This is a genomic window from Gluconacetobacter sp., assembly GCF_047721585.1.
Lineage (GTDB): Bacteria > Pseudomonadota > Alphaproteobacteria > Acetobacterales > Acetobacteraceae > Gluconacetobacter > Gluconacetobacter dulcium.
Genome location: NZ_JBDNXE010000150.1, coordinates 1 through 8,740, shown reverse-complemented (window position 1 = coordinate 8,740; position 8,740 = coordinate 1). Strand labels below are relative to the sequence as shown.

Below are 8,740 nucleotides of genomic sequence, written 5' to 3'. Positions count from 1 at the left end.
GTCTCCCCTCTTCCACCCACGGCACACCCATGCTACCGCCAGACGGATGACCCGACGCCTTTCCTGGACGGCCCGCCCGGCGGCGATCGTGCTGCTGCGGTCCTATCTGCGACTGGCGATCGGCACCACACGCTGGACTTTCGACATCCACCCGGATGCCGAGCCGCTCCTGACCGGGCAGGGCGAGCATTCCGTGCTGGTGGCCTTCTGGCACGAAACGCTGGCCCTCACCCCGGCCCTGCTCCGCCGGTCCCTCACCCGCAACCCCGCCATGCGGCCGCACGTCCTGATCAGCCGCAATCGCGACGGCCGGCTGATCGCCGACATCATCGCCCCCTGGGGTGCGGGCACCATCGCCGGCTCGACCGACCGCAAGGGCAAGGACAAGGGCGGCGCGGCGGCGCTCCGCCAACTCCTGGCCCTGATCCGGAGCGGGGAGCCCGTCGTGATCACCCCCGACGGCCCGCGCGGCCCCCGCCGGCAGGTCGAACAGGGCACGATCGGCCTGGCCCGCCTGTCCGGCGCCCCGATCGTGCCGGTGGGCGGCTGGTGCGCGCACTGGCGGCTGGGCGGCTGGGACCGCATGATGCTCCCCCTGCCGTTCGGACGCGGCCGGATCGTCTGCGGCGCGCCGATCACCGTCAGCCGCGCGGATCAGGACACAGCGCGCGCCACCCTCGCCACGGCCCTCGATGCGGCCATGCACGCCGCGGCCCCCGCCCCGGCCCGCGCGGCGCAACGGCTCTGGGCCGGACTGGCCACCCTGCTGGCCCCGGCCTTGACGCTGCTGCTGCACCGCCGCCTCGCCCGTGGCAAGGAAATACGCGGCCGCCAGCGCGAGCGCATGGGCCTGACCACACAGCCCCGCCCTCCCGGCAAACTGGTCTGGCTGCACGCCGCCAGCGTGGGCGAAACCCTGTCGATCCTGTCCGTGATCGCGGAACTGCTGGCCCAGGATGCCAGCCTGCATGTGCTGGTCACCACCGCGACCGTCACCGCCGCCACCCTGCTGAAACAGCGGCTGACCGACATCGAAGGCGGCACGCGGATAATCCATCAGTTCGTGCCGCTGGATGTCCCCCGCTGGATCGGCCGCTTCCTCCGCCGCTGGCGCCCGAACGCCGCCGCCCTGACCGAAAGCGAACTCTGGCCCAACCTGATCGAGTCCTGCCACCGCCACGGCATCCCGCTGGCCCTGCTGAACGCACGCCTGTCCGACCGCGCGCGGGCCGGCTGGGGCCGCGTGCCCGGCCTGGCCGCGCGCATGCTGGGCCGCTTCGCCTGGATCGCTGCCCGTTCCGATCGCGACGCCGCCCGGTTCCGGACCCTGGGCGCCGAACGGATCGACACGCCGGGCGACCTCAAGAACGCCGCCGGCCCCCTGCCGGTCGACCCGGCGGCACTCGCCCATGTGCGCACGCTCCTCGCCCACCGCCCCGTCTGGCTGGCCGCCGCCACGCATGAAGGCGAGGAAGAGGCTATCGCCGAGGCCGCCCGGCAGATCCGCACCCGCTACCCCACATTGCTGACCGTCATCGTCCCCCGCCATCCCGAGCGCGGCCCGGCCATCGCCGAGGGCCTGGATCATGCCCCCCGCCGCGCAGCCGGGCAGGAACCCGGCCCGGACGACGCTTTCTGGATCTGCGATACGCTGGGCGAGCTGGGCCTGTTCTACCAGGCGGTGCCGATCGTCTTCATCGGCAACAGCCTGCCCGGCCCCGGCCGGCGCGGCGGCCACAACCCGCTGGAGCCAGCCCGCTTCGGCACCACGCTGGCCACCGGCCCCCTGACAGAAAACTTCCTCGACGCCTTCACCCGCCTGGGCAATGCGGTACAGATCGTGCCCGATGCCGACGACCTGGCCCAATGGGTGGAAGCAATGCTGGCCGACCCCGCCCGCCGCGCAGGGGCCGGACAACGGGCCGCAGCGGCGACCCACGCCGATTCCACCCTTCCCAACCGTCTGGCCACACGCCTGCTCGCCCTGATGGACGCACGCTGATGCGCGCCCCGCGTTTCTGGTACGCGGCGGATGGCGGCTGGCCGGCCCGGCTGCTGGCCCCCGCCGCTGCCCTCTACGCGCGGGCCACCGCCCGCCGCCTGCGCCAACCCGGCTGGCACGCCCCGATCCCGGTCCTGTGCTGCGGCAACCTCACCGCCGGCGGCGCGGGCAAGACGACACTGGTGCTGGATCTGGCAACCCGGCTGATCGCGCGCGGCCGGCGCGTCCATATCCTGACGCGCGGCTACGGCCGCCGCCGCGCCGGCCTGCTGCGGGTCGATCCCACCCGCCACGACGCCACCGATGTGGGCGACGAAGCCCTCCTGCTGGCCGCCCTCGCCCCCACCCACGTCTCGGCCGACCGCGCGACCGGCGCCCGGACCGCGCTCGCCGAGGGCGCGGATTGCCTGCTCATGGATGACGGATTCCAGAATCCCGGCCTCTTTCAGGACTTGAAACTGCTGGTCATCGACGGCGCCAGCGGCTTCGGCAACGGCCGCGTCATCCCCGCCGGCCCCCTGCGCGAACCGGTCGCGACCGGAGCCGCCCGCGCCCACGCCGCGATCCTGATCGGCGACGACCACACCGGCGCCCTCTCCCACCTGCCCGGCCACCTGCCGATCCTGCGCGCCAGCCTGGCGATGCAGGACGCAACAGCCCTGCTGGCCGGCCGCCCCGCCATCGCCTTCGCCGGCATCGGCCGCCCGGAAAAATTCTTCGACAGCCTGCGCGAACAGGGCGTCACACCGGCGGCCTGCGTCCCCTTCGCCGATCACCACCCCTACACCCCCCGCGACCTGCACCGCCTGCGGGACCTGGCCGCCACCCACGGCGCGGCGCTGCTGACCACGCCGAAAGATGCCGCGCGCCTGCCCGGAACCATGCAGGCCCAGGTCCTGAGCATCGGTGTCGGGCTGGCATGGTCCGACCCAGCCACTCCGGAACGGCTGCTGGACCAATGGCTGGCAGGCAGACCGGAAAACAGCACCTCATGAGCACGCCCCGCGACGAAACCCGCCCCATCACCCGGCTGATGCGGCTGGAAGCCCTGGCCGCGCGCACAGCCCTGGCGGTGCTGCGCCGCCTGGGTCCGGTCGGTGCCTCGAATGCCGGCGGCGCCGTCTGCCGCATCATCGGCCCGCGCCTGCCGGTCTCGCGCATCGCGGACGCCAATCTGCGCCTGGCCATGCCGGAACTGGACGCCCCCGCCCGCCGGGCGGTGATCCGCGCGGTGTGGGACAATCTGGGCCGCACGGTCGGCGAGTTCCCGCATATCGCCGCCCTGCCGGAAAACCCGGCATCGGGGCCGGGCTGGGATGTCGTCGGGGCCGAACATCTGGCGGCTCAGGTCGCGCGCGGCGGCCCGGTGATCTTCATGTCCGGCCATATCGGCAACTGGGAGATGCTGCCGCCCGGCGTGGCCCGCCACGGGCTGCCCTTCGCCTCGTTCTACCGCGCCGCCGGCAATCCGCTGGTCGACGGCATGATCCGCGCGCTACGCGAAGCGGCAATGGGCGAGACGGTGCCCATGTTCGCCAAGGGCGCGCGCGGCGCGCGCGGCGCGCTGGCCCATATCGCGCGCGGCGGCCGGCTGGGCATGCTGGTCGACCAGAAGATGAATGACGGCATCGAGGCGACGCTCTTCGGCCACCCGGCCATGACCGCCCCCGCCCTGGCCGCCATGGCCCTGCGCTATCGCTGCCCGGTCATCCCCGGCTATGTCGAGCGCCTGGGTCCGGCCCGCCTGCGCATCCATGTCGAACCCCCGCTCGCCCTGCCCGACAGCGGCGACCGGCAGGCCGACATCCTGGCCCTGACGCAGGCCGTCAACGACCGGCTGGAACGCTGGGTCCGCGCCCGCCCCGGCACCTGGCTGTGGCTGCATCGCCGCTGGCCCAAATCCTCCTACAGTTGATCCACAGGCCCTGCGTCCACCCCGAGCCCTGCTTCGATAAGGGTCAATCGCAGGCAGATTCGTCTCACAATCGCATCAATCACAGGCAATTCACGCCAGAAATGTGACAAAGAGATGAAGCCCACATTTACGCGCTGATTATATTACGATCATATGCACCATTTCGTGCCTAAAATTAGGTCTTTCTCGCAACAAATCATTGCTTTTTTGCCACATACCCGAACTTCTGCCTTTTTGAGTGGCGACTTCCACCAGATTCAATTTGGCAATGCCCGGCACCGCGCTCTAGCGTTCCCTCGTTCCGCCCATACTCCGAGGACATGACAGATGCCCGCGACGATGACCCTGAAGGCGACCACTTTCTCCACCGACAACGTCGTTTCGCTGCGCGCGAATTTCCTGCCCCGCCATCGGGAATATCTGATGCGCTGGCTCGACGCCGGAACCTGTATGGGACTGTGCGACGTCGATGTTTCCCCCCGCTCCGGCAACGGCCCGATCGAGCATGTGCTGGTCTGGGTACGTGAGAACGCCGATCCGGCCTATCTGTTGCGTCCCGAGGGCATGAACTGGGTTCTGGTCGACAATCTGCGCGACCACCGTCTGGGCACCTTCAAGACCTTCGAAGCGGCGCTGTATGCGATCCGCCCCGTCCTGGCCTGCGGCGCAACCGCGGCGGCCTGACCGCCGCCGCTTCTTCTGCCCGTCAGCTCTGTTCCCGCGCCAGACGGCCCGCCGCGGGACTGACAATCCGCCCGCCTCCCGCTGGCTGGATCTGGAAAATCGCCAGATCCCGGCGTGTCTGACCATCCGGTGTCAGCCCGAACACGCCATCCACCCCCGAAAATCCATCCGGCCGCGTCAGGGCTTCGACCGTGTAGCCGTTCGGCCTGTCCGCCGGCCGCGCGCGATCCAGCGCCCCGACCAGTGCCGAGGCGTCATAAGCCAGATCGCTCAGGGGCGTCGGCATGGTGTGATAGCGCGCCATGTAAAGCTGGACGAACCGCTGCCGCGCCGTCGGGTCGGGCGCCGCGTACCATGCGCCCTGCAACTGGCCGAGCTTGCCGGCGAATGACGCCCACAGCGCCGTCCCCAGGATTCGCACCGGCGGCATGCCGGCATTCACCGGCGCCGCCGCAGGCGCGGCCCCATCGGCCGTCGCCACCGCACCCAGCACCGGCGGCACGCCGATCACCTGGAACGATTGCAGCGCCTCGATCACCGACGCCAGTTGCAGCCCGGTATCGGCCAGCAGCAGCGCATCGAAGGGCGGCGGCCCCAGCCGCGAGGGTGCGGGCGCCGGCTGCGCTTGCTGCACCGCGCCCCCCACCGGATCGACCGCCGCGGCCGCGTCAGGCGGCAACGCGGCCTGGGCGGCAGGCTGCGCCGCCATCGCGCGCACGTCGAAATTGGAAAGGGTCTTCAGCCCCTGCGTGATGCTGGCCGGGCTGTCGGCATGATAGACGATCTGCGGCACGGCCAGGCCCCGCGCCGCGCAATTCCGCGTCAGCGCCCGGCCCATCGCCCGGCCCAGCGCCGTCTCGGGCAGGAAGGCGGCAAAATGCTGCCGCCCCTCGGCCTGCGCCGCCATCACCATCCGCTCGACCTGCTGCTCCGGCGCGATCCCCAGCGCCCAAACCCCAGGCCGCCCGACCGACACATCGCTGGTAAAGGCCAGCATGGGCACCGACGCCGTGGTGGAGACCGCGGCAGCCTGCCCGGTCTCGGCCGCCGTCAGCGGCCCGAGGATCACGCCGTCACCATTCGCAAGGGCCGCCTGAGCCGCCGCCCCGGCACCACCGGGGGCACCCGTGTCGCGGATATCCAGCGGCGGCGCCGTCGGGCTGCCCAGCGCCATGCGCGTCGCCGACAGCATCGCCTGACCCAGCCGTGCGTTCCCGCCACTCAGCGGCAGCAGCACGCCCACCGTCCGCCCCGGCACCACTGCCGCCGGAACCGGCGGGGTCACCGTCGTCGGGCCGCTCTCGGGGCCGGCGCAGGCGGCCAGACCGGCCAACGAGGCCACCAGCAGCAGTCCGGCCTTGCCAGACAGGCCATGACGGGCTGACTCTACGGGCTGTTTCTGCATCCGGGTTGCGAATGACCGATTCATCTTCCTCGTCCCTGCCTTTCCACGCGCCTCATGAAGCCGCGTCCTTCAGCCCTGCGCCATCTTCCCATAGCGGAGCCGACCTCGCCCGTCATGCCCCCGGCACGCACGAGGACACGCCTCCGGCGGAGGACCCGTTCGAAACCCACACCGAAGAGGAAGACGACACCCCTCCCACCGGCCATCCCGGCCGGGGCGTGCTGACTCTCGTCTCCACACCCATCGGCAATCTCGGCGATTTCAGCGACCGCGCCGCCGCCACCCTGGCGGAAGCCGACCTGATCCTGTGCGAGGACACCCGCACCAGCGCGCGCCTGCTCACCGCGCGCGGCATCACCACCCGCACCGAACCCCTGCACGACCATAACGAGCAGCAGCGCATTCCCGCCCTGATCGGCCAGTTGGAACGTGGCCGCCGCATCGCCATCATTTCCGACGCCGGCACGCCTCTGCTCTCCGACCCCGGCTTTCGCCTGGCCCGCGCCGCGATCGCGGCCGATATCACGCTGACGGCGGTCCCCGGCCCCAACGCCGCGATCACGGCGCTGACCCTGTCCGGCCTGCCGCCGCATCCGTTCATGTTCTCGGGTTTCCTGCCGCCGCGCACAGCGGCAAGGCGCGAAGTGCTGGCCAGACTGCGCGCCGCCGAGCAGGCCGGCCTGTCCGCCACCCTGATCTGGCACGAGGCCCCGCACCGGCTGGCCGAGATGCTGGCCGACCTCGCCGACATTTTCGGCGCCGACCGTCCCGCCGCCGTGGCGCGCGAACTGACAAAACGGTTCGAGGAAGTGCGGCGTGGCCCGGTCGCCACACTGGCCGCCTGGTACGCCGACAATCGGGCACGCGGGGAAATCACGGTCCTGCTGGGGCCGCCCGCCGAGGATGACAGCGGCGCCGACGATCTGGACGAGCGGCTGCGCGCGGCACTGGCCACCCTGTCGGTCAAGGATGCGGCGTCGCTGGTCGCCGGCGCGATCAACCTGCCGCGCCGCACGGTCTATGCCCGCGCGCTGGAACTGGCCCGCGATGCCAGCACCCAGGGCCAGCATCGCTAGCCCCCGATGCCCGGCCGATCCATCCCGCTTACTGGTCACCAATATTCGTATCGAACAGCCCATCGGGCATCGGGCCGCCGCCAAGACGGACATTGAACAGATCGACCTGCGTCGCTTGCCCCTGCGCGTCCACCACACTCCACGAGCGCAGCGACAATGGATTGTCATGGAATACCAATGTCAGGCTCCCGTCCCCCGGCGAGGCGGTCCGCACCAGCGTAACCTGCACCAGCCCGTTGGCATGCGTGAAAGCCGTAACGGTCACGTCGCCCGACAGTTGCAGGCCGGGGCGCAGCAGCAGCCCCAGCGGCGTCTTGTCCAGTGGCAGCGTCGTGGTCTGGCCCAACTGGCTGTCATTGAAGACGACCTGACCATGATTGGCCACCAGCAACAACGGGCTCGGCTTGTCATATTCGAAGCGCATCCGCCCCGGCCGGTTCAGCCACGCGGTGCCGGTGGCCCGCTTGCCATCCGGCGCCAGTTGCTGGAACTGCGCCTCCAGCGTCGTAATTCCGTCCAGATAGGTCTGGATACGCTGCACCCACCCGCGATCGGCGGTCGAGAGCGTCGCGGCCGCCGTCTGGGCATGCAGCGCGGCCACAGGCAGACAGGTCCCGGCCATCAACCCGCCCAGCAGGCAGGTCGCAAGACGGGTCGGCAGGAAAGGCAGGCGGTTCGGTCGCGTCATGGCACCCGGTCGGTCGCAGGAGGTCGCCAGCCGACACCTCGCGCAGGCACCGGTCCAGCCCGACTTCGTTGCCCGATCATTCCGGCAAGATCAAGGCGCCGGCCCGACGGAAATGTTCTTAAAAAAAGAACGAAAAAACTCTGTTTCGTTCAGAAACCGTGTACCGGAGCCACACAACGCCCCTGCACGGATCAAAAGTCTTTTTGCTTCTTTTTCTTCAGAAAAAGAAGAAGACTCACCCCGCCGACCCGATCAGAATGCCGGCGGCAAATACCAACGCCCCACCGAACACGATCTGCACCACGGCAGAGCCGAACGGCGTATCCTGATACCGCCACCGCACCCACGAAATCAGCAGCAACTCGACCACGACCACCCCCATCGCCACGCTCATGGCAACCGGGAACCGGTCGATCAGGAACGGCACCGTATGGCCGATCCCGCCGGCGGTCGTCATCAGCCCGCAGATCAATCCGCGCAGTACCGGCGCCCCGCGCCCCGACAGTTTACCGTCATCCGACAAGGCTTCGGCAAACCCCATGGAAATCCCGGCCCCCACCGACACCGCGATCCCGACCAGAAAAGCCTCCCACGGCCGATGCGACGCGAAGGCAGCGGCAAAGACCGGCGCAAGCGTGGAGACCGAACCATCCATCAACCCGACCAGACCGGGCTGGATCACCTGCAACACGAAGCGCCGCCGCGCGTCTTCGTCCTCGTCTTCACGCTTGCCGGCCGGCAGGCGCTTCAGTTCGATCACCCCCGCCGCCTGCTCGTGCCGATCCTCGGCCACCGCCAGATCGCCCAGCAGTTTGCGCGTGGCGGCATCATTCGTGCGCAATGCCGCCTGACGGTAAAACCGCGCCGCGTCCGTCTCCATCTGGCACGCATGCCGGCGCACGGCCTCGATTCCCAGGCTTGTCTTATGATTTTTTTGTCGCGTTGAGCGATAAAGGACCGTTCAGCCGGG

The 8,740-nt window shown here is 70.0% G+C and carries 7 protein-coding genes and 1 pseudogene; 5 read left to right on the top strand and 3 right to left on the bottom strand.

What is annotated here, in order from left to right; translation table 11 throughout:
• The first annotated feature begins 46 nt into the window (after positions 1-46).
• The 4 genes from ABF821_RS18375 to ABF821_RS18360 all read left to right on the top strand — a co-directional run bounded on the left by ABF821_RS18375 (position 47) and on the right by ABF821_RS18360 (position 4,601).
• Positions 47-2,002 carry a glycosyltransferase N-terminal domain-containing protein gene (locus tag ABF821_RS18375; RefSeq protein WP_415531123.1) on the top strand — a complete coding sequence of 652 codons (1,956 nt, stop codon included), beginning with the start codon at positions 47-49 and terminating at the stop codon, positions 2,000-2,002.
• Entirely contained in the window at positions 2,002-2,997 is a 996-nt protein-coding gene (gene lpxK / locus ABF821_RS18370) for a tetraacyldisaccharide 4'-kinase (RefSeq protein WP_415531122.1), read from the top strand. The genes ABF821_RS18375 and lpxK overlap by 1 nt, the downstream gene beginning before the upstream one ends.
• A complete protein-coding gene (locus tag ABF821_RS18365) occupies positions 2,994-3,917 on the top strand; it encodes a lysophospholipid acyltransferase family protein (RefSeq protein WP_415531121.1) in 924 nt (307 codons plus the stop codon). The genes lpxK and ABF821_RS18365 overlap by 4 nt, the downstream gene beginning before the upstream one ends.
• A gap of 327 nt (positions 3,918-4,244) precedes the next feature.
• Positions 4,245-4,601, top strand: coding sequence for a hypothetical protein (locus ABF821_RS18360; RefSeq protein ID WP_114728532.1), 357 nt, complete (start codon positions 4,245-4,247; stop codon positions 4,599-4,601).
• Between the two features lie 22 nt (positions 4,602-4,623).
• On the opposite strand, the gene ABF821_RS18355 is transcribed toward ABF821_RS18360, so the two are convergent.
• Entirely contained in the window at positions 4,624-6,030 is a 1,407-nt protein-coding gene (locus tag ABF821_RS18355; protein ID WP_415531119.1) for a penicillin-binding protein activator, read from the bottom strand.
• Here ABF821_RS18355 and rsmI point away from each other — a divergent pair.
• The gene (gene rsmI, locus ABF821_RS18350; RefSeq protein WP_415531117.1) at positions 6,018-7,082 is read left to right on the top strand and encodes a 16S rRNA (cytidine(1402)-2'-O)-methyltransferase; all 1,065 of its coding nucleotides are present in this window, start codon (positions 6,018-6,020) and stop codon (positions 7,080-7,082) included. The genes ABF821_RS18355 and rsmI overlap by 13 nt on opposite strands.
• A 28-nt stretch (positions 7,083-7,110) precedes the next feature.
• Here the strand turns inward: rsmI and ABF821_RS18345 are convergent, their stop codons facing one another.
• Together ABF821_RS18345 and ABF821_RS18340 are read right to left on the bottom strand one after the other, a co-directional pair.
• Positions 7,111-7,770, bottom strand: coding sequence for a LolA family protein (locus ABF821_RS18345; protein ID WP_415531115.1), 660 nt, complete (start codon positions 7,768-7,770; stop codon positions 7,111-7,113).
• A 235-nt stretch (positions 7,771-8,005) separates the two neighbouring features.
• Positions 8,006-8,695, bottom strand: a pseudogene (locus tag ABF821_RS18340) (ferritin family protein); the annotation flags it as partial.
• Positions 8,696-8,740 lie beyond the last annotated feature (45 nt).

Coding starts and splice junctions, on each gene's coding strand:
- ABF821_RS18355 (WP_415531119.1), bottom strand. CDS start 6,030: ATGAATCGGTCATTCGCAACCCGGATGCAGAAACAGCCCGTAGAGTCA.
- ABF821_RS18345 (WP_415531115.1), bottom strand. CDS start 7,770: ATGACGCGACCGAACCGCCTGCCTTTCCTGCCGACCCGTCTTGCGACC.
- ABF821_RS18375 (WP_415531123.1), top strand. CDS start 47: ATGACCCGACGCCTTTCCTGGACGGCCCGCCCGGCGGCGATCGTGCTG.
- rsmI (WP_415531117.1), top strand. CDS start 6,018: ATGACCGATTCATCTTCCTCGTCCCTGCCTTTCCACGCGCCTCATGAA.
- ABF821_RS18365 (WP_415531121.1), top strand. CDS start 2,994: ATGAGCACGCCCCGCGACGAAACCCGCCCCATCACCCGGCTGATGCGG.
- ABF821_RS18360 (WP_114728532.1), top strand. CDS start 4,245: ATGCCCGCGACGATGACCCTGAAGGCGACCACTTTCTCCACCGACAAC.
- lpxK (WP_415531122.1), top strand. CDS start 2,002: ATGCGCGCCCCGCGTTTCTGGTACGCGGCGGATGGCGGCTGGCCGGCC.